At 47.9% G+C, this 23,954-nt stretch carries 29 protein-coding genes; 18 read left to right on the forward strand and 11 right to left on the reverse strand.

The features are described 5' to 3' along the window. Positions 1 to 44 precede the first annotated feature (44 nt). Positions 45 to 662, reverse strand: a complete 618-nt coding sequence (locus KNP62_RS07810; protein WP_214785030.1) for a hypothetical protein — start codon at positions 660 to 662, stop codon at positions 45 to 47. 182 nt (positions 663 to 844) lie between these two features. Between KNP62_RS07810 and KNP62_RS07815 the strand changes: the two genes are divergently transcribed. Next, positions 845 to 2,623: a solute:sodium symporter family transporter gene (locus tag KNP62_RS07815; RefSeq protein WP_214785032.1), complete on the forward strand. Its 1,779-nt coding sequence runs from the start codon at positions 845 to 847 to the stop codon at positions 2,621 to 2,623. Positions 2,624 to 2,644: 21 nt separating this feature from the next. On the opposite strand, the gene KNP62_RS07820 is transcribed toward KNP62_RS07815, so the two are convergent. Further along, on the reverse strand, positions 2,645 to 3,544 hold the full coding sequence (locus KNP62_RS07820) for a GGDEF domain-containing protein (protein WP_214785033.1): 900 nt from the start codon (positions 3,542 to 3,544) through the stop codon (positions 2,645 to 2,647). A 147-nt stretch (positions 3,545 to 3,691) separates the two neighbouring features. On the opposite strand from KNP62_RS07820, the gene KNP62_RS07825 reads away from it, so the two are divergent. The 4 genes from KNP62_RS07825 to KNP62_RS07840 all read left to right on the forward strand — a co-directional run bounded on the left by KNP62_RS07825 (position 3,692) and on the right by KNP62_RS07840 (position 6,130). Then, positions 3,692 to 4,732, forward strand: a complete 1,041-nt coding sequence (locus KNP62_RS07825) for a serine hydrolase domain-containing protein (protein ID WP_214785035.1) — start codon at positions 3,692 to 3,694, stop codon at positions 4,730 to 4,732. Continuing rightward, positions 4,729 to 5,118, forward strand: a complete 390-nt coding sequence (locus KNP62_RS07830) for a GNAT family N-acetyltransferase (protein WP_214785036.1) — start codon at positions 4,729 to 4,731, stop codon at positions 5,116 to 5,118. The genes KNP62_RS07825 and KNP62_RS07830 overlap by 4 nt, the downstream gene beginning before the upstream one ends. A gap of 11 nt (positions 5,119 to 5,129) precedes the next feature. Further along, entirely contained in the window at positions 5,130 to 5,837 is a 708-nt protein-coding gene (locus tag KNP62_RS07835; RefSeq protein WP_214785038.1) for an SDR family NAD(P)-dependent oxidoreductase, read from the forward strand. An 83-nt stretch (positions 5,838 to 5,920) separates the two neighbouring features. Further along, on the forward strand, positions 5,921 to 6,130 hold the full coding sequence (locus KNP62_RS07840; protein ID WP_214744831.1) for a hypothetical protein: 210 nt from the start codon (positions 5,921 to 5,923) through the stop codon (positions 6,128 to 6,130). Between the two features lie 18 nt (positions 6,131 to 6,148). Here the strand turns inward: KNP62_RS07840 and KNP62_RS07845 are convergent, their stop codons facing one another. Further along, a complete protein-coding gene (locus KNP62_RS07845; RefSeq protein ID WP_214744833.1) occupies positions 6,149 to 6,571 on the reverse strand; it encodes a hypothetical protein in 423 nt (140 codons plus the stop codon). A 143-nt stretch (positions 6,572 to 6,714) separates the two neighbouring features. Between KNP62_RS07845 and KNP62_RS07850 the strand changes: the two genes are divergently transcribed. Next, positions 6,715 to 7,707 (forward strand): MDR family oxidoreductase, encoded by a 993-nt coding sequence (locus tag KNP62_RS07850; RefSeq protein ID WP_214785040.1) that lies wholly within the window; start codon positions 6,715 to 6,717, stop codon positions 7,705 to 7,707. A 67-nt stretch (positions 7,708 to 7,774) separates the two neighbouring features. Here KNP62_RS07850 and KNP62_RS07855 read toward each other — a convergent pair whose 3' ends face one another. From KNP62_RS07855 to KNP62_RS07870, 4 genes are all read right to left on the reverse strand, one after another. Further along, positions 7,775 to 8,119 carry a YflT domain-containing protein gene (locus KNP62_RS07855; RefSeq protein ID WP_074035567.1) on the reverse strand — a complete coding sequence of 115 codons (345 nt, stop codon included), beginning with the start codon at positions 8,117 to 8,119 and terminating at the stop codon, positions 7,775 to 7,777. A gap of 96 nt (positions 8,120 to 8,215) precedes the next feature. After that, entirely contained in the window at positions 8,216 to 9,676 is a 1,461-nt protein-coding gene (locus tag KNP62_RS07860) for a UDP-N-acetylmuramoyl-L-alanyl-D-glutamate--2,6-diaminopimelate ligase (protein ID WP_214785042.1), read from the reverse strand. Positions 9,677 to 9,826: 150 nt separating this feature from the next. After that, entirely contained in the window at positions 9,827 to 10,027 is a 201-nt protein-coding gene (locus KNP62_RS07865) for a helix-hairpin-helix domain-containing protein (protein WP_214785044.1), read from the reverse strand. Continuing rightward, a complete protein-coding gene (locus KNP62_RS07870) occupies positions 10,024 to 10,257 on the reverse strand; it encodes a hypothetical protein (protein ID WP_214744842.1) in 234 nt (77 codons plus the stop codon). The genes KNP62_RS07865 and KNP62_RS07870 overlap by 4 nt, the downstream gene beginning before the upstream one ends. Positions 10,258 to 10,385: 128 nt before the next feature. On the opposite strand from KNP62_RS07870, the gene KNP62_RS07875 reads away from it, so the two are divergent. Both KNP62_RS07875 and KNP62_RS15775 read left to right on the forward strand, forming a co-directional pair. Next, positions 10,386 to 10,601 (forward strand): zinc-ribbon domain-containing protein, encoded by a 216-nt coding sequence (locus KNP62_RS07875; protein ID WP_214694872.1) that lies wholly within the window; start codon positions 10,386 to 10,388, stop codon positions 10,599 to 10,601. 155 nt (positions 10,602 to 10,756) lie between these two features. Beyond that, positions 10,757 to 11,062: a sigma factor gene (locus KNP62_RS15775; protein WP_214785046.1), complete on the forward strand. Its 306-nt coding sequence runs from the start codon at positions 10,757 to 10,759 to the stop codon at positions 11,060 to 11,062. Here KNP62_RS15775 and KNP62_RS07885 read toward each other — a convergent pair. Next, the gene (locus tag KNP62_RS07885; RefSeq protein ID WP_214785048.1) at positions 11,008 to 11,808 is read right to left on the reverse strand and encodes an HAD-IIB family hydrolase; all 801 of its coding nucleotides are present in this window, start codon (positions 11,806 to 11,808) and stop codon (positions 11,008 to 11,010) included. The genes KNP62_RS15775 and KNP62_RS07885 overlap by 55 nt on opposite strands. A gap of 62 nt (positions 11,809 to 11,870) precedes the next feature. On the opposite strand from KNP62_RS07885, the gene KNP62_RS07890 reads away from it, so the two are divergent. The 5 genes from KNP62_RS07890 to KNP62_RS07910 all read left to right on the forward strand — a co-directional run bounded on the left by KNP62_RS07890 (position 11,871) and on the right by KNP62_RS07910 (position 14,659). Then, entirely contained in the window at positions 11,871 to 12,137 is a 267-nt protein-coding gene (locus tag KNP62_RS07890; protein ID WP_214785050.1) for a hypothetical protein, read from the forward strand. 69 nt (positions 12,138 to 12,206) lie between these two features. Further along, positions 12,207 to 12,767 (forward strand): RNA polymerase sigma factor, encoded by a 561-nt coding sequence (locus KNP62_RS07895; protein WP_214744848.1) that lies wholly within the window; start codon positions 12,207 to 12,209, stop codon positions 12,765 to 12,767. After that, positions 12,764 to 13,486, forward strand: coding sequence for an anti-sigma factor (locus KNP62_RS07900; RefSeq protein WP_214785052.1), 723 nt, complete (start codon positions 12,764 to 12,766; stop codon positions 13,484 to 13,486). Before KNP62_RS07895 ends, KNP62_RS07900 begins: the two co-directional genes overlap by 4 nt. Positions 13,487 to 13,548: 62 nt before the next feature. Further along, positions 13,549 to 14,454, forward strand: a complete 906-nt coding sequence (locus KNP62_RS07905) for a Gfo/Idh/MocA family protein (RefSeq protein ID WP_214785054.1) — start codon at positions 13,549 to 13,551, stop codon at positions 14,452 to 14,454. A gap of 13 nt (positions 14,455 to 14,467) precedes the next feature. Next, positions 14,468 to 14,659 carry a hypothetical protein gene (locus KNP62_RS07910; protein ID WP_214785056.1) on the forward strand — a complete coding sequence of 64 codons (192 nt, stop codon included), beginning with the start codon at positions 14,468 to 14,470 and terminating at the stop codon, positions 14,657 to 14,659. Positions 14,660 to 14,702: 43 nt separating this feature from the next. On the opposite strand, the gene KNP62_RS07915 is transcribed toward KNP62_RS07910, so the two are convergent. Then, a complete protein-coding gene (locus tag KNP62_RS07915; protein WP_214785058.1) occupies positions 14,703 to 15,602 on the reverse strand; it encodes a DMT family transporter in 900 nt (299 codons plus the stop codon). A gap of 326 nt (positions 15,603 to 15,928) precedes the next feature. Here KNP62_RS07915 and abc-f point away from each other — a divergent pair, with 326 nt between their 5' ends. Beyond that, positions 15,929 to 17,773, forward strand: coding sequence for a ribosomal protection-like ABC-F family protein (gene abc-f / locus KNP62_RS07920; protein ID WP_214785060.1), 1,845 nt, complete (start codon positions 15,929 to 15,931; stop codon positions 17,771 to 17,773). Positions 17,774 to 17,790: 17 nt separating this feature from the next. On the opposite strand, the gene KNP62_RS07925 is transcribed toward abc-f, so the two are convergent. Together KNP62_RS07925 and KNP62_RS07930 are read right to left on the reverse strand one after the other, a co-directional pair. Further along, on the reverse strand, positions 17,791 to 17,955 hold the full coding sequence (locus KNP62_RS07925) for a hypothetical protein (RefSeq protein WP_214785062.1): 165 nt from the start codon (positions 17,953 to 17,955) through the stop codon (positions 17,791 to 17,793). Positions 17,956 to 18,522: 567 nt separating this feature from the next. Beyond that, positions 18,523 to 19,371, reverse strand: a complete 849-nt coding sequence (locus KNP62_RS07930) for a Cof-type HAD-IIB family hydrolase (protein WP_214785064.1) — start codon at positions 19,369 to 19,371, stop codon at positions 18,523 to 18,525. A gap of 133 nt (positions 19,372 to 19,504) precedes the next feature. Here KNP62_RS07930 and KNP62_RS07935 point away from each other — a divergent pair, with 133 nt between their 5' ends. The 4 genes from KNP62_RS07935 to kynB all read left to right on the forward strand — a co-directional run bounded on the left by KNP62_RS07935 (position 19,505) and on the right by kynB (position 23,923). Continuing rightward, positions 19,505 to 21,019: a glycine betaine uptake BCCT transporter gene (locus KNP62_RS07935; protein ID WP_214785066.1), complete on the forward strand. Its 1,515-nt coding sequence runs from the start codon at positions 19,505 to 19,507 to the stop codon at positions 21,017 to 21,019. Between the two features lie 138 nt (positions 21,020 to 21,157). Beyond that, the gene (gene kynU, locus KNP62_RS07940; protein WP_214785068.1) at positions 21,158 to 22,432 is read left to right on the forward strand and encodes a kynureninase; all 1,275 of its coding nucleotides are present in this window, start codon (positions 21,158 to 21,160) and stop codon (positions 22,430 to 22,432) included. Between the two features lie 12 nt (positions 22,433 to 22,444). After that, positions 22,445 to 23,284, forward strand: a complete 840-nt coding sequence (gene kynA, locus KNP62_RS07945) for a tryptophan 2,3-dioxygenase (protein WP_214785070.1) — start codon at positions 22,445 to 22,447, stop codon at positions 23,282 to 23,284. Positions 23,285 to 23,299: 15 nt separating this feature from the next. Continuing rightward, positions 23,300 to 23,923, forward strand: coding sequence for an arylformamidase (gene kynB / locus KNP62_RS07950; RefSeq protein WP_214785072.1), 624 nt, complete (start codon positions 23,300 to 23,302; stop codon positions 23,921 to 23,923). Positions 23,924 to 23,954 lie beyond the last annotated feature (31 nt).

Consider the following 23,954-nt stretch of genomic DNA (forward strand, 5'->3'; position numbering starts at 1 on the left):
AAAAAGCGGTGCTGATTTCGTCAGCGCCGCTTTCACTCGTTATATCATTGAGATTCCTCTAACAGACGTTCTTGGGTCTCGTTGAAAGCTTCAATGTCTTCATCCGTCATCACGTCGTTGTGTTCTGCCATATAAGGATTGTCGTTCAATAATGTCTCTAGTTTACTCAAGTCAGCACTTCGCCCGCTTTCTTGATAAAGATTGGATTCTCCTACCGAAGTCAATGTTCCCGCCCGATTCACTTTGAAATGTCCTTGTTGTAGACCGACAATTCGATACGCGTTCTCAATCACGGGTCCCTCGTATTTTTGTAAATACAAGAGAACGTTTTCTCCTCGTCTGACGAGCGGGTCTTCTTCCATATCGTTTTGTAAGAGGGGGATCGTATCGGTTTGCTTGAGTTCATGACTCACGTCTCGATAGACACGCTGCACGTGAATATCTGATTCAAAGAAAGTAACCGAATGATATTCAAAAGATCTCGGGTGACTGCTGACTTTACCGACGATGACGACCGGCGAGCGTGTAGCTAAATCGTCTATGTGTCGGAAGCTTTCGGTCACAGCCAAATCACTCGTGTTTCCTTCTTTCAGGATTTCGCTAAACATGACATAACCTGCTACCACTGCAACAGATAATATTCCAATCATCCATTTCCTCAAAGAGATTCCTCCCACCGATTCGCCCTATTGAATTTCTAATCGATCACATTGAGAACTTTATTAATTTATGCCTAGCCCATGACTTTTTATCATTCTATCAAGATAAGAGGACTACTTTCTTACACTTTAGGGTATTTTCTACAAATAGATTATATAACATAAGTAAGAAGTGAGGGGATTCTATGACGATTCAGCAAGTACTCTACATACTCGTGACTGGTGCTTTGTTCATGGCACTCGTCGCCTACGTCTCATATCGCATGACGCGAGGAAAAGTCGAAAGTGCCGATGATTATTTCTTGGCCGGTCGCGGATTGACGGGCGTCTTCATCGCAGGTTCGCTCCTCTTGACCAACTTGTCTGCTGAACAATTGATCGGTTTAAACGGTCAATCGTTCGCCGGCAACATGTCGGCAATGGCTTGGGAAGTCACAGCTGGAATTGCTGCCATCATCATGGCGCTCTTTTTACTACCGCGTTTTCTTGGTATCGGGATCTCGACCATCCCTGAATTTTTAAGTCAACGCTATGACGAGGACGTTCGTCGATTGACCGTCCTGCTGTTTTTACTCGGCTATATGTGCGTGACGATTCCGTCTATGCTGTACTCAGGTGGATTGGCCGTCCTCCAACTATTCGACGTACCTACCCTTCTCGGCATCAGTTTTGAACAGTCTCTTTGGATTGTCGTCTGGTTCATCGGAATCATCGGGGCGATTTACGCCATCTTCGGCGGGCTTCGCGCGGTCGCCGTTTCCGACACGCTAAACGGGATTGGTCTCATCATCATCGGCTTCCTCGTTCCGACGCTTGGCTTCCTCGCACTAGGTGACGGGAATCTGTTGGACGGGATGAAGACGATTGCAACAACAAATCCCGAAAAGTTGAACGCCATCGGTTCAGCCAATGACTCGGTTCCGTTCCTGTCTATTTTCACCGGGATGATTTTTGCGAACTTGTTCTACTGGGCACTCAATCAATACGTGATTCAACGCGCTCTCGGCGCAAAAAACTTGGCAGAGGGACAAAAAGGAGTACTTTTTACGGGTTATTTAAAACTACTTGTTCCCATTTTTATGCTCTTGCCTGGCGTCATCGCCTTCCATTTGTATGGATCGAACGTCGAGAAAGCCGATTTAGCGTATCCGAGCTTGATTGCCGAGCTACTTCCAATGTGGCTCATGGGCTTTTTCCTTGCCGTCTTACTCGGTGCCGTGTTCAGTTCATTTAACTCACTGTTAAATAGTATCGCGACGCTGTTCGTCCTCGATATTTATAAACCAAAGTTCAAGCCGAATGCCTCTGACCAAGATTTGATTCGCGTCAGCAAATGGTTTGGCACGTTCGTGGCGCTCGTCTCTTTCTTTGTCGCCCCGAATCTCATGTATGCACCAGATGGGCTATGGGATTTGATTCGACGTTTTACAGGCTTCTTTAACATTCCGATTCTTGTCATCGTCTTGATCGGTATGCTCGTCAAACGAGTTCCCCCGATTGCTGCGAAGACCGTCGTTTTCTTCCACGTCATCGCTTACTATTTCCTCGTGTGGGGAACAGACCAATGGTTCGGTGTGGAAATCGGGATTAACTTCATCCATATTTACGGTATCCTCTTCGTCGTCGAGACGGCCATCATGCTCATCTTCGCTCGCGTACGACCGATGCTCCAAGCGAATCCGATTCGAATCGAGCTCGGACGAGTCAAACCATGGCGTCACGCGTTATCGACTTCAATCTTGCTTGTCGCTTCGATGATTTTCGTCTATCTCGTCTTTTCACCAATTGGACTTGCCTACGCGGATGGAATTGTTTCCGGATGGTTCGCTCCATTGACGATTGGGCTCATTGCCGTGACGACCCTTCTGATTTGGGCATCTTATCGTTATGGACTCGCGCGATATGAACGTTATCTCAATAACTTAGGTGAAGAATCACCTGAAGTAGAGGAAGCGAGTAGTTAACGAAAAAGAGATTTTCTTGAACTAAACGTCAAGAAGATCTCTTTTTTGTTGCTGCTTTTGTTCATACATTGCGTCATCTGCTTCTTGCCAGAGTACTTCGATTGATTCTGGATGAGATGCCCAAGCCAATCCGATGGCCACTGAGATTTCCTCTTCCCGGCATGTCGTTTCAATCTCATGAACCATCTTCTCGCATGCCTCTTTTGACATCATCTGAAGAAACAAGACAAACTCGTCTCCTCCAATCCGATAGACAGAGGACTCGATGGTTTGAAGGAGGTTACCGACACGCTTCAACAAACAGTCACCGGCAGAGTGTCCTTTTTGATCGTTCACGACTTTCAAGTCATTCACGTCGATGACGATGATTCCGACGTTTCTCATCCCCTCAGCTTGACCGATTGTCTCTTCAAACGCCCGACGATTGAAGACACCTGTCAAACTGTCATGACGACTTTCATACAGAAGACGCTCACGCTCGGTCATGGCCTCCTCGATGTTCCGAATCACACCTTGCACCGCCACAATCTCACCGTTCTCATAGATTGGGGTCGTATACTCTTCAAACCATACATAGGTGCCTTCATTCGTCCGCCACCGCTGAAGAATTGCTTCTTCATAGTCGACGCGCCCCAATACTTTGTCTAGCAACAATCGTCGATCGTCCGGATGGATTCTGCGGAAACATTCCTGCGCATTCGAATAACTACGCATGACGGTCCCTTCCCCTAGATATAAATCTAAAGAAGGACTGATATACCGAAAACGCCACGTTGGTTTCGTTTCAAAAATATAGATGACATCTTTCGTTTGGTTCCCGAAATGCATGAACGAAAGCGTCTGTGGATGTGGCCGTTGACGCTTATGTAGCCACAAAGCAATCAAACATCCAACGAGTATCCCTAAAAAGAATAGCGTCATTGAATACACTTCCTCTCTGTTCGCCCATATCGTACCACGTTCGAGGTCAGACACCTGTCTCAATTCCTGTTATTTGGTAAATGTTTTTTTGAATATTGAGTAAATTTATGGATAGTCCATTTAGACGTGATATAGTCGAAGTACTTGATGACGCAACAATTGGAGGTTCTTTTGCAAAACATCACGCATCTCACATTGGACGAAACATTCTCTGGTGTCTATTCCGTCACCAACCCGGATACGTCCATTCATCAACCCCTTGGCTATGCTAATCGCTCGGAACAGATTCAACACGAAGTCAAAACGAGATTTGGAATCGCTTCCGGCTGCAAACTGTTCACAGCAATCGCCATTTGTCAGTTAGTCGAACAAGATCGACTCTCTTTTTCGACTTCACTTGATTCGTTTCAGACATTCGACCTACCTTACATATCCTCAAAAGTTACAATCCATCAGCTATTGACTCATACGTCGGGGATCCCTGACTATTTTGATGAGTCCGTCTCTGACGACTTCGAAGGGTTGTGGCGTGATGTTCCGATGTATCGACTTCAACAAGTCCGTGATTTTTTACCGCTATTTCAACAAAAAACGATGAAGGATGAACCAGGTTCTCGATTCTCCTACAATAATGCCGGGTATATTCTGTTAGGGTTGATTGTCGAGGAAGTGACCGGGCAATCTTTCACCGATTACGTCGAACAGTCGATTTTTCAACCTGCTAACATGAACGATTCCGGATATTTCTCACTCGATGCCTTACCCGCCAAGACGGCGCTCGGCTATATCGATCATTCGGACGGTTCATGGCGTACGAATCAATATGCGATTCCGATCAAAGGAGGAGCAGATGGTGGCGCGTATGTGACCGTTCAAGATATGACTCATTTTTGGGAGGCATTGTTTTCACATCGACTTCTTGACGCCGCTTCCACGTCGCTCCTTCTCACACCACACGTGACGGTCAATGACCGAGGTAGCAGTTATGGATACGGGGTTTGGATTCAGCATCATTCGTCAGGAGACATTTATAAGTACCATGTGATGGGATATGACCCAGGCGTCAGCTTTCATTCCGGGTATTACCCAGAAACTCAGGTCATTTCGGTCGTTTGTTCGAATCAATCAGACGGCGCGTTTGATGTGATGAAGCAAATCGAAGCACAGATGGGAGAGCGAATCGAATGAAAATCCGTGCATATGTCGCGTCAGATTTTGAACACATCCAGCAGCTCAATCGTGAGGAAGGTTGGACTCAACTCGTCGAACAGGGAGAGCTGACCCGTGAAGCGTGGCGTCAATCGAACGTCACGTATGTCATGGAGTCTGATAATGGAGAGATTGTCGCCTACTTACGGGGACTGACCGATACGACAGTCAGCTTGTATGTTTGTGAATTGTTAGTCGCTTCCGCCTATCGAAAACGAGGTCTTGGTGAACAACTTCTTCAACATGTCCATGCGCTCTATCCTGACACGCGTCTTGAGATGCTAGCGAGCCAAGCCTCGCACACATATTACGAAAAACTGCGATTCCGTCCGTTTTACGGCTTTCGGAAAACGATTCACGAATAGGAGGAATATATATGAAACTTGCACTCGTCACCGGGGCATCACGCGGTCTCGGCCGTGCCATTGCCCAAGAGCTCCAAGCTCGAGGTTATGACGTGATCGGTCTCTCACGTTCACAGGCCGAAGACGTCACACATGAACAACTACCCGTCGACCTCTCAGACGTCTCAGGAATCGAAACGGTCATTCAAGACATTACTCCGCTTCTAGAGAATGCCGATTCGATTCTCCTCGTTCAAAATGCCGCATGGATTGAACCGATTCATCGTGTCGGACAGTTGGATGGGAAGAAAGTGACGGCTCATGTCCATGCCAACCTACTCGCACCGATGCTATTGGCGAACGCGGTCCTCGCTTTCAACAAGCCGACCGATTTGATTCATGTGACGTCTGGCGCGGCCAAACGTCCGATTTCAGGTTGGAGTGCGTATTGCGGCACGAAAGCAGGACTCGACCATTTCACGGAAACGCTAGCACTCGAGCTCGAAGGTACCCCGCATCGGGCGGCACTCTTCAATCCTGGCGTGATGGATACATCGATGCAGGCGGAGATTCGCTCTTCTTCGGAAGAGGCGTTTGCAGACCTCGAACAATTCCGTTCATACGAAACAGAGGGACGACTCCGCTCTCCCGAGACGGTCGCGCGCGTGTTCGTCGAACAATTGATTGACCGCCCTCTTGAAAACGGCAAGACGTACTCGATTTACGACTTAATCAAATAATTTACCTGGTCAAAAATAAAGTCACCCTCTTATCAATAAACCGTCTACACTACTTTCATAGACATGTGAAAGGGTGGATCATGATGAAGACGATTGCCGGAGGATTACTGTTATTTGGATTATTTAGTTTGACGATGTCGTTCACGATGATTGGAGATACCGCTGTCGTCGGGGCAATGGTCAGTGGTGTTGCACTATTGTGTAGTGTCGGTCTCTTTTTCGGGTCGACCGAGCTTGCCCGCGTCCGCAGCGACTTGCTTCATGACAAAAAAACGTCTTTCCCATCTGAATGAGGGAAAGACGTTTTTGATTCAGTCTTCTTCGTATTCATCTAATAAATCGTCGACATCATATTCTTCAAAGTCTTCTTCGTCGATAAAAATATCGCGATCGTTCACAACGTGGATTGGACCATTGGCCACATCGATGCGAATCGTCCACGCCCAAGGAATGCGTAATCGGTTATGAACCCCTGTCCAGAACTCCATCGACTCTTGCTCAAACCGCTCAAATTCTGTTAGGAGCTCTTTGAACGAAACACCTGATAGCTGGAAGTTTGAGTCTTGGAGACGTTGAAGCGCATGATGTTTCGCTTCTAATTCGGCCGCTCGGACCATTTCTTCAGCGGTCGCCATCTCGAGGATCGTGCCGTCTGGTGGGAGAATATCGTATACGTTGAACAATTCGCCTTCTTCTACTTCTACATCGTCAAACTCATAGTCATCGTGCCGCATACTACATTCCTCCTTACGCAATTTGAATCCTCTTTATTATACCACTCTCGATCTGATTCCCCCTAAAGATTCGTGCATATATTTTATTTGTCACGGGAAACACTGTTAGAGTGAAGACATCCATAGGAAAAGAGGTTATGCACATGAACGAGTCATTCCAAGCACTCGTGCTCGACCAGCACGATGAACACCTTCATGCCGAAGTAAAAGAAGTGAAATCTGACGTCCTTCCGAAAGAAGAAGACGGAAATGTGTTAGTGGAAGTCCACTACTCCGCGTTGAATTATAAAGACGCACTCGGATTAACGACATCAGGCAAGATCGTAAGCCATTATCCATTTATTCCAGGATGTGAATTTGTCGGGAAAGTAGTCGAATCGGATCATCTCGATATCAAAGTTGGAGACGAAGTCATCGCAACCGGTTTCGGGATCGGGGAACGTCATTTCGGCGGTTTCAGTCAATACGCGCAAGTACCCGGTAACTGGCTCGTCAAATTACCGAAAGGGATGAGCATGCGAGATGCCATCGCAATCGGGACGCCTGGCCTCACAGCCATGCTTTCCATTGATGCTCTTGAACATGCTGGCGTTCGTCCTGGGGAAGAGGTGCTTGTCACGGGCGCGACGGGTGGCGTCGGAAGTTTCGCCATTACGTTACTTCGTCGTCTTGGCTATCATGTCGTCGCCTCGACTGGTAAAACGGATTCACCATACTTACGCTCACTCGGTGTCGAGACAATCATTGATCGAAGCGAATTAGAAGGGCCTCCTCGTCCACTGGCTAAACAACGTTTCGATGCCGCCATCGATTCGGTCGGTGGGAATACCCTCGCCAACATTTTGAGCCAAACCCGATATGAAGGTGCTGTCGCCGCATGCGGTCTCGTCGGTGGCGCCGACTTGCCGACGAGTGTCTATCCGTTCATCCTTCGTGGGGTGAAACTGATTGGAATCGATTCGGTTATGCAGCCGATGGCACGCCGTACAAACGCATGGGAACGCCTTGAGGAACTCATTGATCCGAAAGTGTTGAATGACATGATCCATGAGATTCCGCTACACGACGTCCCACGTCACGCCGAAGCCATGATGCGCGGCGAGTTGAGTGGTCGCACGGTTGTCCGTCTTCGCTAAACACATCAAAGGAGGCTGAATCGCTCGCGATTCAGCCTCTTTTCTCTCTATTCTCCATGGTGTGGAATTAGATGGTAAAGCCAGCCGGTGCGTCTTTCACAACGACGAGCACTTTTCCTTTGTCTAGTTTTTCTTCTAAACGTTCCGACTCTTCTTTCGTGAAGCCGAGTTCCTGGAACTCAGCACGAAGTTCGTCCCCTTTTTTGCGGAACATGTTTTTAGCGGCTGTCCCCAAGCCGACGTCACTTGCAGAAACGGTGTTCGCATCCGCGTTGTCCGCAACACGTTTACTTCTGTCATCGTCATGTGTGATGACGTAGATGTTGGATTCATCTATCCCATTTGATTTCATCGATTGAACGGCGGTTACGACTTCTTCATCATTTGTAAATTCTTTGTACAAAACTGACATGTCTATTCTCCTCCTTCAATTCTACTACACTATTATGTATTACCTTCCTCGTCATTTTTCACACATTAAAAAACGATGACAAACGTCATCGTTTTGTTAAACGGCAGGTTCCTGCCCTTTTTGTTTTTTCAATTCTTCCAATAGAATATCTGATTCATTGAACGGAATCGAATGTCGACCAATCCGCTCGATGTGATCGTGTCCTTTGCCGACGACCACGACTCGTTTCCCTTTTAACGCCTGCATCGCCGCATGGCGAAGCGCATCTTCTCTCGCTTCAAATGTCACGTACTTCACGTTCGGCTGGATCCCTTTGACTAAATCGCCAATGATTTGTTTCGGGTCTTCCATACGCACGTCATGTACAGTAACAATCACCTCGTTTGAATATTGACTCGCGATGCGACCCATGTCTTGACGTTTCGTCGGATCGCGGTCTCCTGCCGCACTTAAGACGACGACGAGCGATTGGTCGTCTTGTTGTAACGTGGATAGGCATTTCTCTAGACCGTCTGGAGTGTGTGCATAATCAATATAAATTTCGGCATCTTCTGTATCGAGGCGCTCAAGACGTCCTTTTGGCAACGTAAGACCTGGTACGTTCGAGACAATCGTCCGAAGTGCCATATCAGAAGTGGAGACAAGTCCGATTGCCGCCGCCAAATTCGAGGCATTGAATGCGCCCATAAACCGGACGGGAACTTCTAGCTTAAATTCTTTCATATGAACAAGAACCGTATCCTCACGCCAGATGACTTGAATATCGGCCTCTATTTGCTCTGATGTACTATACATGATGGTTTGGCGTGTCGGTGCAAATTCGGACATGACTCGGCTCGCCTTGTCTTCCGCGTTCAACACGATCGCGTCTCCATTCGTCACTTCTACCTGTTCAAATAATCGTGCTTTTGCACGAGCATATTCATCCATTGAACGATGATAATCCAGATGATCATGCGTCAAATTCGTAAATGCGGCCGCGTGAAAGTGGATTCCGGCCACACGTCCCTCCATCAATGCATGCGATGACACTTCTAGTACACAGTCTGTGACACCTGCATCAACCATATCCGCTAAAATGCGATGTAAGACGACGGCTTCAGGCGTTGTATTGGCCGTCTCAATCGTTTGATTGTGGAAACGAGCGCCAATCGTACTGACAATCCCTGCACGAAGTCCAGAGAGACGCAATAAATCATAGGTCAACGTCGCTGTCGTTGTTTTTCCATTCGTTCCCGTCACACCATATATACGCATCCGATGAGACGGATGATTATAAAAAGCGCTCGCAACCGCTCCTGCTGTCTGCTTCGTATCGGCAACAACCACATTCGGTACATCGAGATCGAGTGGATATTCTGAGATGACCGCACTCGCACCATTCGCCACGGCGTCTTCGGCAAACTTGTGCCCGTCAACCGTATAGCCACGAATGCAAATAAAGACATTCCCTGAACTGACCTTTCTGGAATCCGTTTCGACTCCGGTCACCCATGGATCAAGCTTTATGTCATCCATCTCATTTTGTAAAATGGCGGATAAACGTTTCGTTCTCATGCTGTGTACGTCCTTTCTCATGGGTGTCGCTAGGTGTATAAACCTTATCGTCATGTTACTAGATTTTAACGGCAATTGAGATGACAAATATATTACTTCCCGTTTTCAATGAAAAGCAATCACTTCACGAAAAAAACCTAGACGTTTCATTCACGTACTAGGTTCCTCTCTTTTGAATGTTAGATGATGTTTAGTTAACTCGTTTTGCAGGACGCGGATGGCATTAGGACCAACGCCATGCCAACTCTCTACTTCACGACGCGTATAAAGAGACAAGTCATCCAAGGAATCGACTCCTTTTGACGTCAAAGCTCTTTTGGCCGGTGCAGCCAATTTCGGTAAGGCAATCATCCGATCTCCACCTTCCGCTTTCTAAATCGTTCGTTGATGGGAAGACAGGCAAGAACTTGTTCGATTCGAAATGTTCGTCTGGCCCGTTTATTCAAATCCCACGCCACGACATGTTCTCCTTGCACTTTAATCAATTTGACCCGCCGCTTCGAAAATACTCCATGTCGATCCACATATACCATTTCTGTGACCAGACCCGAACGCATCCATCGTAACAATTCTTCTCTCATCCTGTTTTCCCCTCCTTTTATTTAGTATAAGTATACAGAACATTTGTTCTCATTTCTATTGATAAGCTGTTCGCATATGCAAATTTCGATTATGATGGAAGAAATTCAACAGGAAAGGAAAGAAGACGATGACCTACGTTTTATTACTCGTTTTAGCGGCCTTTTTATTCGGTGCGATGATTTTCGCTGCACTGGCATTACCAAATCTTCGCAACATTTTATTCAATCGCGGCACCCTGTTCAATCAACAGAGTGAAACCGTCACTTGCCCGAAGTGCAAAACGTCATTTAAACGCGCGCCGGGAGATGCGCAGACGTGTCCAAATTGTTATCATACGTTCTAGATGGAAGAAGTAGGTTGCATATTTAACCATGTATTTTGACATTCTTTTTGTTTGAATGACCTCAAATTAGTGAAATAAGAAAAAGGATGCTTTATCTAAGTAAAGTTCCTTGTTTTTCACTGTTGAACCTTTATTTCATACGAAAGGAGTTGCATATGCTTCCTACACTCGACGAGCGCCTAATCGATCAAATTCGTTTAAAAAATCGACAAGCCCTAGAACATTTATATGCCCGCTATGAAAATCTTCTCTATCGATATGCGCTTCATCTAAATAACCATCCCGCGACTGCTGAGGCAGCTTTGACGGACTTATTTTGTCACGTCTGGCAACAACGCCTCAACTTCGAACCCCATAAAGAAACCGTTCGCGCGACTCTTATGCGTTCGTTAGAACAAATCATGCATCATATGAACGAAGAAACATCCGCCTCCAGTATTTCTAAAATTCCTTCCGCATAGGTGTTTTTTGTCACCTTTGAATGCAATCGCTTCGCCTGTTCGGTCGCGTTGTTCACTAAATATCCGTTTCCGACATATGCTAGCATGCCAATGTCGTTTCCACTGTCGCCAAAAGCGTACGTATCTTCTCGTGAAAAGGAAGCAGTGGCGTTTACATATTCCAAGCTTGATACTTTCCCCGCATGCTTTGGATAAAAATCAACATCGAACGCATCGGCCGGGTCACCTGCGTTCGGATTGCATCGACTGATGTTGACTGCGATGCCGGCTGAATCTGTCAGCATCCGAATCGTTTCTCTCCATGAACCGACTTGGTCGCGGGCATAGTAACTTCGAATCCAAGGACTCATCCCATTCCCCGGCTGTTCATTTAATTGAATACGCATCTGTCCAGTCTGTGACACGATACGTTCCACACGTGATGCAAAATCGCTCGGAAATAGTTCTTGATAGACCTTGTCCTCAACGAACGTTCCGTCCGTCTCGATTCGATATAATTCTGTGCCTAAACTTGAGGCGATCCGATGAGGCCAAAAGCGAAGATTCGCTCGTTTTACTTTTTCGTGTAACGACGCAAGCGAGCTACCCGTCACCCACATCGTCGACACGTTTGACGAATGTCGTTCCAAAAAATCCTCGAGCCGACGGATGGAAGCTAGTTGCTCATCAGAACACGCATGTGGAAAGTAGGTCTCATCAAAATCAAAACAAACAAGTATACGCCCTTCATCTGTGAATCGTTTCATTCTATCGTCTCCTTATCGTTTTCCCTTTCCTGTATAGTACAATGAAACGGAGGAGGGATCTTATGATTCAACGTATCGCTCAAATCTATTGCCAAATAAGTAGCCTGATGACGGGGTTGATCATCGTTCTCGCTTTCCTACTTGGCATTCGATCGTATTTCTTTTGGATAACGGTCAGTTCTCCCTTGGTCGCCATCGGCTTGATGCTCATGACAGCGGTCGGGTTAAGTGTGATCACCTATACGCTCTCAGAGAAATTACGATTGTTCATTTATACGAAACTTCCAATCCCATCATCTACATGTTCAATAAATAGTCACACAAAATAGTCATCCATTTTTCTGTTTTGTACGTTAGATCAATACAAGGGACATCCCTTCTGCGCAAAGGAGTATGTTATGACTGACTTAGAATTATACGAGCGTGTCCGGCAAAAGGACAAAGAAGCGCTCGAAATATTGTATGATCGGTATGAGCGAATTTTATACGCTTTTGTCCTACAGCTGACAAAGGATCGTGATTTAGCCGAAGAAGCTATGCAAGAAGTATTTATCAAGTTGTGGCGTGGCGGTGGCGTCTACGATGATTCGAAAGGCAAGTTCAGATCGTGGCTCTTTACGATGAGCCGTCACGTAGCCATCGACTTGATCCGCAAGCGGAAACCTGATTTACAACTAGACGAATCGTACGCCGAGGCCATTCCTTCTGAGTCACCATCCGTTGAAAAAGAAGTGGAGTGGCAAGAAGAACGCGCTCAAATCGAGACGGCCATGGCGACACTGCCGGCCGAACAACAGCAAGTCGTTCGACTCATGTACTTCCAAGGGCTCAGTCAGCAAAAGATTGCTGATGCATGTGGCATCCCGCTTGGTACAGTGAAAGGAAGGATTCGACTGGCGCTGAAGCAACTGAGGAAACAGTTATCCCATGAATTCATCGGAAAGGAGGTAGAACAATGAACGCATGCGACCAATTGATTGACTATTTCAACCAACATCTATCGGAAGATGAACGAGCAAAATTCGAACAACACTTAGTATCGTGTAAAGATTGTCAAGAAGAGCTCGAGCAACTCGAAGCACTCGTCGGTGGCGTCGCGTTCTTGTCTACTCCGATTGAACCACCCCGAGGCATGAAAGCACGTGTCCTCGATCGTGTATTCGAAGAAGAAGACAATGAACCTGTCCCATCGCCCGCAACATCCGAATCTGTCCCACCCGTTACACCTTTCAAACAGAAACGAGAACGGAAAGTACCTGTCTGGGGAATGGTTACGCTCGCAGCAGCGCTCCTGCTCTCTTTGATTGGAAACGGGTATCTGCTTACCAATCAACCCGATTCACCTGGCATCGCACTGACCGAATCGATTCCACTTGAAGGTGAGTCTGAAGGAACCGCTTATCTTGCAGAACAGGATGGTACAACACAATTGATTGTTCAAACGAACGGCTTAGCCTCACTCGACGACAATGAAGTGTACCAAGTGTGGCTGTTAAAAGATGGTTCCCCAATTCCTACCGGTGCCTTCGTCACAGACGATAAGGGCAACGGGACGGTCATCTATACGCTCGACTCGGATGAAGTCGACGTCGACTGGGATACGGTCGCCGTCACAAAAGAACCGAATCGTGGCAACGAGACACCAGAAGGCGAAATCGTCTTAAGTGCCAGCCTTTAACCTCAACCGGACACATATACTGTCCGGTTTTTTTGTTATGATGGACCAAAGGAGTGAATGGGATGCAAAAACCTAAAATCGGGATTGTCGGACTCGGAAACATCGCCCAAAAAGCGTATTTACCAATCCTTGCGAACCACCCCCTCATTGATGTAATCGGTGCATTTTCTCCGAACACATCGAAGCGGGAAAAGATTTGCCAAACGTATCGGATGACCTCGTTCGACACATTGGAGGAACTCGCCTCATCGGTCGATGCGGCATTCGTACATAGTTCGACTGAAACCCATTATGACGTCGTTTCGTATTTACTAGAACGCGGGGTCGACGTTTACGTGGATAAGCCCCTCGCCGCAACATTGGATGAGGCGGAACAACTCGTCGAACTAGCCGAGCGACTCGGCCGCAAATTGATGGTCGGGTTCAATCGACGCTTCGCCCCGATGTATAGACGTCTTCAACAAGAATCACCCTCACATATGATCGATGTGGTGAAACATCGGGAGAACGATGTCGGTCCACAGGATGCGATGTTCACCCTTCTTGATGATTATTTGCATGTCGTTGACACGTTACGTTTCCTCGCCGGAAACGAGCTTCGACTCGTATCAGGTCAACTCGAGGTCAATGACAAGCAAGAACTTCGCTTCGCCCGTCATATATGGCAAGACGAGCATGGGATGCATACGACATCGATGCATCGTTCGGCTGGAGCGAACCATGAGCACGTCTCCATCGTCCGTGACGGAGAGCAGCTATCCGTCGACGAGATGGTCACGCTACATCGCTTCAACGATGGACGACATGAAGTGGAGACGTTCGGATCGTGGGACCCGACACTCACACAGCGAGGGTTCCAGGGAGCAATCGATCACTTCATTTCAGCCCTCATCGATGATACACCCATTCAAACAGACGGTCGTGTTGCGCTTGAGACACAGCGGCTTGTCACAAAATGTTTCGAGTAAAGGAGGGATACACATGGATTTCTTTTTCTACATCATGGTCATGGTAATCGTCGTTTCGTCGATCGGTGCCAATACGATTATCAAAACGAGAGAAGCTCGTGTCGAAGAGCGTCGCCTAAAAATTGAAGAAGAGAAGCTCGCTATCCAACGTCTTCAACTCGAAATGAAACGCGAACAAGACAAGCTCGAGCATCACGGTTTTTAATAAAAGCGGTCGCCCTCTAAACATGAGAGCAACCGTGTTGTCGTCAAAGATTTCGTTCTGACATGGGCAGTTGTTGTCGCCGTTCTGCGAGCGTCGACCACGTCACGGCCGTCATGATACAACCGGCACCGATAAAGAAATTCAGATGGAGCGTCTCATTCAAGACGAGCCATCCGAGCGTCCCTCCGACCAAAGGCTGGAAGAAGAAAAAGAGTGACCCGACACTCGCATCCATTAACTCAAGCCCCTTGTTCCAAAAGAAGAACGCCCCTGCCGTCGACACGACACCGATATATAGGACACTGAGCCAAAGAACACCATTCAATTCCGGAAAGCCGTTTTGCATGACCTCCATACTCATCAAAGGGGTCATCAGCAACCATGCGACTCCAATCGCAAACGTCGTCAGTGTCAACGTCGATAAGGTCTGTGTCCCGATTTTCACGTAAATGGACATGAGCGCCCACGTCACGGCGGCTAATACGAGTATAAAACTGCCTACGCGATACGTCCCTTCCCCTTCCCAACCGACCACAATGAGAACACCCACCGTCGCCAGTCCGAGGGCACCTACTTTGACAGGGGTCAATCGCTCCTTCAATAGGATTCGAGCGAATAAGACCATGAACGCTGGCGTCGCTGCGGTCACGAGGGATCCGGTATGCGCATCCGATAGCTTCGTTCCGATAAATTGAAACGAAATCGAAGCGACGTACCCGATGACACCGACGAGTCCAATCCATTTCCAATCTGTCCGTCGAATCCGCTCCCGTCCAAACCGAAGCCAGACGGCGAATAGGACGGTAAATGCAACAGCATATCGTAGCCAGACAAACGTGAACGGTTCAATATAAGCGAGCGCATACTTACTGACCACATACATCCCGCCCCATATACTCGCCGCAAGTGTCAAACTGAGTGCTCCTAGCCATTCTTTCCTCATGCTTTCGCCTCCTCAATGGCGACTATATACGACATCCTCATGTCTATTTCCTTTATTTTCATTGTCAGTCTAAAGAAAAACGCTTACAATCAAGACATAGATAAATGAAAGGAGGGAGAAAGGTGAAATTTGTCGACCGTACGCATTGGACAACTGAACATTTGTACATTTTGCGTGCGATTTTTCACGATGTCGCTTAATCAAGGGACCCGTCTGTCCTTTTTTAGACATTGCTGAATATACGACAAAGCGCCTCTCTCTCTAAACCGAGCGCTTCTTTGCGCTCGGTTTTTTTTGATAGGCCCTGATCTCAGGAGGAACCTATTATGTTAATCGATTTACAACACATTCAAAAACAATACGGTGGTCACGCCGTTCTCACAGATGCGAATTTAATGATAAATGAACGCGAACGAGTCGGGCTCGTCGGTCGGAACGGCAGCGGTAAAACGACACTGTTACGCATGATTGTCGGCTCTGAAGAGCATGACGCCGGAACGATTTACCGTCGGCAACGACTCTCCATCGGCTATTTGGTCCAGCTTCCCGATTATCCCGGAAACAGTGGACGCGATGTCCTTCAGACCGCCTTCGAGGAAGTCCTTCGCCTTCGCGAGAAGATGTCTCGCCTCGAGGAAGAGATGGCGACGACTAAACAGCTCGAACGTCTTCTCGAAACATACGGGACGGTCCAAGCGCAATTCGAACATGCGGGCGGCTACGTCTACGAGTCAAAAATCAGTGCGATGATTGACGGGTTGAAGCTGACCTCATTCGTAGACCAACCGTTCGATACGTTGAGCGGCGGGGAACGTACAAAAATCGGTCTCGCCTTGGCGCTTCTTCAAAAGCCAGAGCTACTCATTTTGGACGAACCGACGAACCATCTGGATTTAGAAGCGATGACGTGGCTCGAATCCTATTTACAGGATTACGATTCAGCGCTCCTGATCGTGTCCCACGACCGTGTCTTCTTGGATGCGGTCGCCACGCGAATCGTCGAGTGTGAAGACGGTGAATTGACGAGTTATCCCGGAAACTATACCGATTTCGTCGCCCAAAAAGAAAAACAATTGCTCGATCAGTTCCATGCCTATACCGAGCAACAAAAGAAGATTAAAAAGATGAAAGAAACGATTCGGCAGTTACGGCAATGGGCCAACGAAGGCAATCCACCGAATGAAAAGTTCTATCGTCGCGCTAAATCGATGGAAAAGGCTCTCGAACGAATCGAGCGGATCAAGAAACCACAACTCGAAGCCGACCAACCGAACATCCACTTCACAACGAACGGACGGACCGGGCGCGACGTCTTCGAAGTGAGTGACGTGACACTCGCCTATGATCGTCCTCTATTTGAAGACATGCATTTTTACACGGGGCACGGGGAACGCGTCGCCATCGTCGGACCGAACGGGAGCGGGAAGTCTTCGCTGTTGAAGATATTGCTCGGTCAAGTCGTACCGCAAGCCGGAACTGTGAGGCGAGCCGACCAAGCCAAAATCGGTTATTTATCGCAACACATCACGTTTGATGAGTCGCATCGATTAATTGAAGCGTTCCGAGACCGAATCGCAGTCGATGAAGGAAAAGCGAGACACCTCCTTGCTCAGTTTTTGTTCTACGGACCGAGTGTATTCAAACCTGTCTCGAATTTAAGCGGCGGTGAGAAGATGCGCCTCATGCTTGCAATCCTCGTCCATGAAGAAATCAATGTCCTCGTCTTAGACGAGCCGACAAACCACCTTGATATCGAATCGAGAGAGGCACTTGAAGAAGCGCTCGAACGTTTCCCTGGATCGGTCGTTACCGTCTCCCATGACCGCTACTTCTTAAATAAATTGTTCCCCATCACGTATTGGCTCGACGGGACGATGACGCGGTTTGAAGGCAACGTCGCCTATGCCCTCGACAAACGTGGACAGGAATCGAAAGATGAACCTATAACGGAATACGTTAAACCATCGAAATCGGTGAAGCAGACGAAATCTACTCCATCTACGATTGATGAAGAAGCTCACCTGACCCGATTAGAAGCAGAGCATCAGGCACTGCTCCAACGGATGAATGAATTGGATGACCTTGATGAATTGATGGCGCTACAACAACAAGTTGATGCACTGCAAGAAGAAATCGATGACGTGATGACACGTTTACTCGAATCCTTATAAAAAGAAGCGGCACCCAATCAAGGGCGTCGCTTCTTTTGCTCAAATCGAGTCTGTATGAGATAGCCGATGACCGCGATGGCCATCAACCCAATCGGGAATATGCGATAAAGACCTTCCATCGTTCCCGTGGTCAAAAGAATCATTCCACTCAAGAGCGTCCCAAACCAATATAGCTTTGGCATATGATCCCTCCATCGGTTGCATTCACTCAATAGGATACCACAAGAAAAGCGCCCTCACCCGGCGCTTTTCTTGATTCTCTAGTCCCCGGACTTTCATCCAACCAAGCCCCGCTCGATTGACCGTCCCATCTGTGATTTGGTTCGACTAGAGATGTCCAAGCCAACGTGACGCATCATTCGAATCAGTTCATCGTCCATTGGTTCACCAATTGTTTTTCATTACATAAAATGAAATCGAACAGGTGACTCGTAGACATTTTGATTGAATGGGCACGATAGACTTGGCACCTATACTGTCCACTTCTGGCGCGGATCATGTGGAATTCCTTATACAAACAGTCTGTCTGGTATGCTTGATCGTATGGCAAGCAGAGGCCGACGCATCATCGTTTGGAATACACGATTCACGCTCACATGGACTTTCCCATCCGCTTTCTGCGATCAGCTACAGGTGACGAAAGTGCCTCCCCGTTCCCCGACTCATTTCAGAAAGTGAATGGTTACATGTATACAATATCCGTTTTAAGCGAGATTCAATCCTCGTTCACGATTTCTCCATAATCCAATTTATACATAATGCGCCAACGCGTAAGCGACCCCGTCCTCTTCCACATCTTTGGTAATATGTGTGCTCAAATCTTTTAGCGGATCCACGGCATTTCCCATCGCAATCCTTGTCTCTGCTACTTCAAACATCGATACATCATTCAAATTGTCTCCGATGGCAACGACATCATGCATGGCAATCTGATAATGCTCCGCTAGCTGTTTTAGCGCCGCTCCTTTACTTGCATGAGGATGTCCAATCTCAATTTTCGTCCAACCCGCTGTCGTGATCAAAATGTCGTTCCGTGGTTCATAAACTTTGCGCAAGCGGTGTAGCTTTTGGCGATCGAACGAGTAGACAAACACCTTGTACACTTCATCTCGTTCAAAGTCGATGTCTTCCATCGAGTCCATGTACGTCAGACCAAACTGTTCATTTTGAATTTCAATCTCACGTTCTGCCCATTCCCGACTAAATGATTGATCGTGCGGCAACACTTCATCGAGTTCCCGCTTTAATAAATCGCTTCCCGAACGAAGCACCTTCACTCCCGCATTCGTATAAAATTCGACGTACGCATCGTCCGCTTTTGCGATTTCCCATAGTTCATTTACAATTGTCTGGTCCATCGCATGATAGTAAATTCGCTCGTTCTCATAAAAGCCGATTGCTCCGTTACCTGACAAAATCGGACAGACGAGGTCACTTCGCTTCAACAGTTCTTCGATATCATGAATCGAACGTCCTGAACAAATGGCGACGATATCACCATTTTCTTGTCGACGACGAATCGCTTCCTGGTTCGCCTCTGTAATCACACCCGTGCGCGATAACAGCGTCCCGTCTAAATCAATCGCAATCAATTTCATAGCATTCCCTCCTCTTTGGTTCTTTTCCCGATTCAACTATACAAAACACGATAAAACGCGCTTCCTGTTTGCAATGTGAAGATTAGGGAATCGTTTATTAGTCCTACATAATATTTTTTGAAAGGAGACATCTATGAAAGATTCTACACAAAAGCCACGTTTGAATCGCGTCTTTTACATTTCAGCAAGTTTGATCGCCTTACTCGTTCTATTCGGAGCGATTGCACCAACGACATTCGCTTCAATCGCAGGATCCATTTTTAACTTTACGACTCGCTCGTTCGGTTGGTTTTATTTACTTTCCGTGTTCTTGTTTGTGCTCTTTTTAGTCTTTTTAGCGTTTAGTAAATACGGAAAAATCCGTCTCGGGAAAGATGACGATCGCCCTCAATATCCGTTCTTCACTTGGATCGGTATGTTATTCTCCGCTGGGTTTGGTGTCGGACTCGTCTTTTGGGGTGTTGCCGAGCCGATGAGTCATTTCTTCACGCCACCGTACGCGGATACGGAGGCACTGACGGTTGAGGGAGCACGTCTTGCGATGGCCTATTCGTTCTTCCATTGGGGTGTCAGTCAGTGGTCTGTTTTTGCGATTGTCGGACTGATCATCGCCTACTTCCAGTTCCGTCGTAATGCGGACGGACTCATCTCGACTAGCCTTTCACCGCTTATAAAAGAGCGACCGTACAAACAACCGTTGAACCAGACGATTGATATTTTAGCGGTCATCGCCACTGTCATGGGTGTCGCGACGTCACTTGGTTTAGGCGTTCTTCAAATCAATGGCGGACTGAACAGCGTATTCGGGCTCCCGAACACCGCTTGGATGCAAGTCGCCATCATCGTCGTCTTGACCGCCCTCTTTTTAACATCGACGACGACAGGGCTCGATCGCGGCATCAAGTGGTTGAGTAACATAAATTTAGGGACCGCACTCGTGTTGATGGTGTTTGTCTTCTTTGCCGGTCCAACCATCTTCATCCTAGAGACCCTCACCCTTGGCTTAGGTGACTACTTACAAAATTTCATTCGCTATAGTCTGCGTCTACAACCGTATCAGCAAGGGACGTGGGTCCGAGATTGGACGATCTTTTATTGGGCGTGGGCCATCGCTTGGTCACCGTTCGTCGGAGCATTCGTCGCACGTGTCTCACGAGGACGCACCATTCGTGAGTTCATCGTCGGGGTCCTCATCGTTCCTCCGTTCATCGCACTCTTATGGATTGCCGTGTTTGGCGGCACTGCCCTCCATTTAGATTTGTTCGAAGGAACTTCCATCGCCGAAGCCGTCAATGCGGACGTGACGAGCGCACTGTTTGTGACGTTTGCCGAGCTACCATTCAGCTTCATCCTGTCCGTCTTGTCGATTCTCTTGATTTTGACGTTCTTGATCACATCGGCAGATTCTGCTACCTATATCATCAGCAGTATGACTACAAATGGTAGCTTGAATCCTCCTCTACCCGTTCGCATCGCCTGGGGTGTTCTGTTAGGAGGAATCGCCGCCGTTCTATTGATTGCGAGTGGGTTGGAAGGACTTCAAACCGCATCATTGATTTCCGCCTTGCCGTTCACCATCATCCTTTTATTGATGGTCTTCACACTATTCAAGCTACTCCGACAAGAGAATGTACGAAAAATAAAATAAGCTACACTCCTAAACGCTCAAGATTACGCTTGAGCGTTTTTTAGTTTGACTCGCTGACACCTCGTTGTTTGTTGACTTCCTCATAACCGATTGCTACGATTTTGACAACGTACACAGCATGAAGGGGGAAATGGGGATATGAACGATTTCACACGTGCCTACGCACAACAACTAGACAAACAAGACCCACTCGCATCTTATCGGGAAGAATTTTACTTACCGGAAGACGGGATTTATATGGATGGGAATTCACTCGGGCTCTTATCGAAACGAGCCGAGCGCACGCTCCTTGAATCGCTTGCGGACTGGAAAGAGCTCGGGATTGACGGCTGGATGTCCGGTCGTCATCCTTGGTTCAACTTGTCCGAAGAGTTGGCCGCACTGAATGCGCCGCTCATCGGTGGAAAGCCAGAAGAAGTGATGGTCACCGGCTCGACGACGGTGAACTTGCATCAACTCGTTGCTTCGTTCTTTAAACCAGAAGGCAAACGTACGAAAATTTTGGCAGACACCCTCACGTTTCCGTCTGATATCTACGCTTTGAAGAGTCAGCTCGAACTACGTGGACTCGACCCTTCGGAGCATCTCGTTCAAGTCGAAAGTCCGGACGGGCGCTTCTTAGTAGAAGACGATTTGATTGCCGCGATGACCGACGAGATCGCCCTGATCGTATTGCCGACCGTCCTCTATCGGAGCGGTCAGATTTTAGACATGCCGCGTCTGGCGAAAGCGGCGCACGAACGTGGCATTTTAATCGGGTTTGATGCTTGTCATTCCGTCGGTGCCATCCCTCACGATTTCCACGACTGGGGTGTCGACTTCGCTTACTGGTGCAACTATAAACATTTGAACGGTGGTCCGGGAACGGTCGGTGGCTTATTCGTACATGAACGTCACTTCGGCACGACACCAGGACTCGCTGGATGGTTCGGTTCACGCAAAGACAAACAGTTTGATATGGACCATACGATGACACCGGCTGAACATGCAGGCGCATTCCAAATCGGTACGCCACATGTCATGAGCCTCGCTCCGCAGCTTGGTGCCCTCGAGATGTTTAACGAGGTCGGGATGGAAGCGATTCGTCAAAAATCACTCGCCCTCACGACATATATGATGGAATTGATTGAAGACATGCTCGCACCACACGGGTTCTTCATCGGAAGCCCGACGGACACACGTCAACGCGGTGCCCACTTGAGCCTCGAGCACCCAGAGGCGGCACGCATCTGTAAAGCATTGAAAAAACATCACATCATCCCTGACTTCCGGGCACCGAACATCATCCGTCTCGCACCGGTCGCATTGTATAACACGTTTACCGACGTGTATGACGTGATTGTGACGTTAAAGAAAATCATGGATGACAAAGAATATGAGGCGTTCGAGAACGTCCGCGAAGTGGTCGCATAAGGGGGAATTGTCATGAGTGAACGTATGGAACATAAAGTGGAAAAAACGATTCAAACCGACTTCTCTAAAGATATGTCGTACGGGGACTACCTCCAGCTCGACCCGATTTTATCGAGCCAGCATCGCCTTTCCGACCATCACGATGAGATGCTCTTTATCATCATCCATCAGACGAGCGAGTTATGGATGAAGCTCATCTTGCATGAATTGACGGCGGCCACAACGGCCATCACGAACGGGGAGCTCGAGCGCTCATTCAAAATGCTCGCTCGCGTCTCAAAAATCCAGCAGCAACTCATCCAGTCATGGGGCGTCCTCGCGACATTGACACCGGCCGAGTATTTAGAGTTCCGAGACCAACTCGGCTCTTCATCTGGTTTTCAGTCTTATCAAAACCGACAGATTGAATTCGCGCTCGGCTTCAAAAACGCACGAACGCTCAGCGTCTATGCGCATGATGAAAAACTATATCCGCTGCTCGAAGGGTCACTTCAAGCACCTAGCATTTATGACGTGACCGTCCGTGAGATGCATCGCCGTGGTCTTCCGATTGATGCGAACGTGCTCGAACGAGATGTCACACAGGACTGGGAATGGAACGAAAGTGTCGAGAAGGCATGGGTCGAGGTCTATCGCGACGTCGACACGTATTGGGACTTGTATGAGCTCGGTGAAAAACTACTCGATATCGGGAGCCAACAACAGATGTGGCGCTTCAACCATATGAGTACCGTAGAACGCATCATCGGACAGAAGATGGGAACAGGCGGCTCGTCCGGTGTGAACTACTTGCGCCGCGTGCTCGATCATCGTTTCTTCCCAGAGCTTTGGACGGTCCGAACATCATTATAAGAGGAGCTGAACGAAATGACATGGATTGATGTATCCCAACCACTTCATGCCGATGTGACGACATGGCCGGGAGACACGAAGTTTTCGTACGAAATCGCTTGGCCGATGGCACAGAGCGGTTCAGTGAATGTCGGGAAAGTGACGATGAGTTTACACGTCGGGACGCATATCGATGCCCCATTTCACTTTGACGACCACGGGAAGCGTGTCATCGACCTCGACCCTTCCTTCTATATCGGTCCAGCCCGTGTCATTCATATGCCACATAAGTCAAAAATTGAAGCGTCTGACTTGGACGGTCATGACTTGACCGGGGTCGAACGCCTCATTTTGAGGACGGATGGTTGGCCAGATAAAAGCGTCTTCCCAGAGACGATTCCTGAACTGACGCCGTCTCTTGCCGATCGTCTCGGAGAACTCGGAATCTTTTTAATCGGGCTCGATTTGCCTTCCGTTGATGCGATTGACAGTAAAGAGATGGGTGCCCATCATGCGTTAGCACGAAATGGTGTCCATATATTAGAAGGGCTCGTCCTAGACGATATTTTGCCGGGGGATTATGACTTGAATGCCGTCCCGCTCCCAATCGTCGAAGGTGACGGAAGCCCCGTTCGTGCACTGCTTCGCCCCATGTCGTAAAGTGATAGCCGGAATCGGCTGTCTCTTTTTT

This window comes from Exiguobacterium sp. s183 (genome assembly GCF_018617655.1).
Taxonomy (GTDB): Bacteria; Bacillota; Bacilli; order Exiguobacteriales; family Exiguobacteriaceae; genus Exiguobacterium; species Exiguobacterium aestuarii_A.

What these genes read in the sequence shown, in the direction of transcription:
- kynU (WP_214785068.1), top strand. Translation starts at nt 21,158, where the DNA reads ATGAACGATTTCACACGTGCCTACGCACAACAACTAGACAAACAAGAC.
- KNP62_RS07835 (WP_214785038.1), top strand. Translation starts at nt 5,130, where the DNA reads ATGAAACTTGCACTCGTCACCGGGGCATCACGCGGTCTCGGCCGTGCC.
- KNP62_RS07910 (WP_214785056.1), top strand. Translation starts at nt 14,468, where the DNA reads ATGGATTTCTTTTTCTACATCATGGTCATGGTAATCGTCGTTTCGTCG.
- KNP62_RS07900 (WP_214785052.1), top strand. Translation starts at nt 12,764, where the DNA reads ATGAACGCATGCGACCAATTGATTGACTATTTCAACCAACATCTATCG.
- KNP62_RS07915 (WP_214785058.1), bottom strand. Translation starts at nt 15,602, where the DNA reads ATGAGGAAAGAATGGCTAGGAGCACTCAGTTTGACACTTGCGGCGAGT.
- KNP62_RS07820 (WP_214785033.1), bottom strand. Translation starts at nt 3,544, where the DNA reads ATGACGCTATTCTTTTTAGGGATACTCGTTGGATGTTTGATTGCTTTG.
- KNP62_RS15775 (WP_214785046.1), top strand. Translation starts at nt 10,757, where the DNA reads ATGCTTCCTACACTCGACGAGCGCCTAATCGATCAAATTCGTTTAAAA.
- KNP62_RS07885 (WP_214785048.1), bottom strand. Translation starts at nt 11,808, where the DNA reads ATGAAACGATTCACAGATGAAGGGCGTATACTTGTTTGTTTTGATTTT.
- KNP62_RS07865 (WP_214785044.1), bottom strand. Translation starts at nt 10,027, where the DNA reads ATGATTGCCTTACCGAAATTGGCTGCACCGGCCAAAAGAGCTTTGACG.
- KNP62_RS07935 (WP_214785066.1), top strand. Translation starts at nt 19,505, where the DNA reads ATGAAAGATTCTACACAAAAGCCACGTTTGAATCGCGTCTTTTACATT.
- KNP62_RS07925 (WP_214785062.1), bottom strand. Translation starts at nt 17,955, where the DNA reads ATGCCAAAGCTATATTGGTTTGGGACGCTCTTGAGTGGAATGATTCTT.
- KNP62_RS07850 (WP_214785040.1), top strand. Translation starts at nt 6,715, where the DNA reads ATGAACGAGTCATTCCAAGCACTCGTGCTCGACCAGCACGATGAACAC.
- KNP62_RS07815 (WP_214785032.1), top strand. Translation starts at nt 845, where the DNA reads ATGACGATTCAGCAAGTACTCTACATACTCGTGACTGGTGCTTTGTTC.
- kynB (WP_214785072.1), top strand. Translation starts at nt 23,300, where the DNA reads ATGACATGGATTGATGTATCCCAACCACTTCATGCCGATGTGACGACA.
- kynA (WP_214785070.1), top strand. Translation starts at nt 22,445, where the DNA reads ATGAGTGAACGTATGGAACATAAAGTGGAAAAAACGATTCAAACCGAC.
- abc-f (WP_214785060.1), top strand. Translation starts at nt 15,929, where the DNA reads ATGTTAATCGATTTACAACACATTCAAAAACAATACGGTGGTCACGCC.
- KNP62_RS07840 (WP_214744831.1), top strand. Translation starts at nt 5,921, where the DNA reads ATGAAGACGATTGCCGGAGGATTACTGTTATTTGGATTATTTAGTTTG.
- KNP62_RS07895 (WP_214744848.1), top strand. Translation starts at nt 12,207, where the DNA reads ATGACTGACTTAGAATTATACGAGCGTGTCCGGCAAAAGGACAAAGAA.
- KNP62_RS07875 (WP_214694872.1), top strand. Translation starts at nt 10,386, where the DNA reads ATGACCTACGTTTTATTACTCGTTTTAGCGGCCTTTTTATTCGGTGCG.
- KNP62_RS07860 (WP_214785042.1), bottom strand. Translation starts at nt 9,676, where the DNA reads ATGAGAACGAAACGTTTATCCGCCATTTTACAAAATGAGATGGATGAC.
- KNP62_RS07845 (WP_214744833.1), bottom strand. Translation starts at nt 6,571, where the DNA reads ATGCGGCACGATGACTATGAGTTTGACGATGTAGAAGTAGAAGAAGGC.
- KNP62_RS07905 (WP_214785054.1), top strand. Translation starts at nt 13,549, where the DNA reads ATGCAAAAACCTAAAATCGGGATTGTCGGACTCGGAAACATCGCCCAA.
- KNP62_RS07930 (WP_214785064.1), bottom strand. Translation starts at nt 19,371, where the DNA reads ATGAAATTGATTGCGATTGATTTAGACGGGACGCTGTTATCGCGCACG.
- KNP62_RS07890 (WP_214785050.1), top strand. Translation starts at nt 11,871, where the DNA reads ATGATTCAACGTATCGCTCAAATCTATTGCCAAATAAGTAGCCTGATG.
- KNP62_RS07830 (WP_214785036.1), top strand. Translation starts at nt 4,729, where the DNA reads ATGAAAATCCGTGCATATGTCGCGTCAGATTTTGAACACATCCAGCAG.
- KNP62_RS07825 (WP_214785035.1), top strand. Translation starts at nt 3,692, where the DNA reads ATGACGCAACAATTGGAGGTTCTTTTGCAAAACATCACGCATCTCACA.
- KNP62_RS07870 (WP_214744842.1), bottom strand. Translation starts at nt 10,257, where the DNA reads ATGAGAGAAGAATTGTTACGATGGATGCGTTCGGGTCTGGTCACAGAA.
- KNP62_RS07855 (WP_074035567.1), bottom strand. Translation starts at nt 8,119, where the DNA reads ATGTCAGTTTTGTACAAAGAATTTACAAATGATGAAGAAGTCGTAACC.